This is a genomic window from Clostridium sp. CAG:43 (assembly GCF_000434655.1).
Taxonomy (GTDB): Bacteria; Bacillota; Clostridia; order Lachnospirales; family Lachnospiraceae; genus Otoolea; species Otoolea fessa.
In genome coordinates, this window is sequence record NZ_FR895100.1 from 16,834 (window position 1) to 18,341 (window position 1,508).

Below are 1,508 nucleotides of genomic sequence, written 5' to 3' on the forward strand. Positions count from 1 at the left end.
GAGAGAAGTTTCAGGAAAGATTGACCTGGTGGATGTCTGAGACTTGAAATGCTCAAGATTGTGGATAGTTGAGACAGAACTAGAATGAAAGGGCGTTGGATAAAGATATATGAATTATGAGGAATCGGAAAAATATGAAGTTCTCAAGCGGTATTTCGGATATGACAGCTTCCGCGAAGGACAGGAAATACTGATTGACGGGATTCTTGATGGGCGTGATGTGCTGGGAATCATGCCGACGGGCAGCGGAAAATCACTGTGTTATCAGGTTCCGGCATTGATTCTTCCGGGAATCACGCTGGTGGTGTCACCGCTGATTTCTCTGATGAAGGATCAAGTCACGGCACTCAATCAGGCGGGCGTCCACGCGGCGTATCTGAACAGTTCGCTGACGACGGCACAGTATTATAAGGCGCTTGGGTATGCGCGCGAGGGGCGTTATCCAATCATTTACGTGGCGCCGGAGCGTCTGATGACGGAGGAATTTCTTGATTTTGCGATGCACGTGGATATTGCGATGCTGGCGATCGATGAGGCGCACTGCATTTCCCAGTGGGGACAGGATTTCAGACCGAGTTATTTGAAGATTGTTGATTTTATCGAGAAGCTGCCGAGGCGTCCGGTGGTCAGTGCTTTTACGGCGACCGCGACCAAGGAGGTCCGGGACGATATCATCGACATTTTGCAGTTACAGAACCCGGTGATGCTGACGACGGGATTTGACCGGAAAAACTTGTATTTTGCAGTGGAGACGCCGAAGGACCGCTATGCGGCGATCCGGGCATATCTGGAGGCGCACCCGGGGCAGGGAGGGATTATTTACTGTCTGACCCGCAGGAATGTTGAGGAGATCTGTGAGAAGCTGATCCGGGATGGATTTTCAGTGACGCGTTACCATGCGGGACTTTCCGATGCGGAGCGGCAGAAGAATCAGGATGATTTTATCTATGATCGGGTTCCGGTGATGGTGGCGACCAATGCGTTCGGCATGGGAATCGACCGGTCGGATGTACGGTTTGTCCTGCACTGCGGGATGCCGAAGAACCTGGAAGCCTACTATCAGGAGGCAGGACGTGCCGGGCGTGACGGCGAACCGGCGGAGTGCATCCTGTATTATAGCGGGCGGGATGTGGTGACGAACCAGCTCTTTATTGAGCGGAACCAGGACAATCAGGAGCTTGACGACTATACGCGGCAGGTGGTGCTGGAACGTGACCGGGAACGCCTGAAAAAGATGACGTTTTATTGTTTTACGAATGAGTGCCTGCGTGATTATATCCTGCGGTATTTCGGCGAATATGGAAGTAATTACTGCGGAAACTGTTCGAATTGTATGACGCAATTTGACACGATCGACATTCAGGCGGCGGCAGAGAGTCTCTTAGGCTGTGTGCAGTCGTGCGGACAGCGCTATGGAACAACGGTGATTTTCGACACGGTTCACGGGGCGAATACGGTAAAGATCCGCAATTACCGGATGGATGAGAATCCGCATTATGGGGAACTGG

At 52.0% G+C, this 1,508-nt stretch carries 1 protein-coding gene; it reads left to right on the forward strand.

Annotation, left to right across the window (positions count from 1 at the left end):
- Positions 1 to 109: 109 nt before the first annotated feature.
- On the forward strand, positions 110 to 1,508 hold a 1,399-nt coding region (locus QVO97_RS08855; RefSeq protein ID WP_288189477.1), incomplete at its 3' end, for a RecQ family ATP-dependent DNA helicase.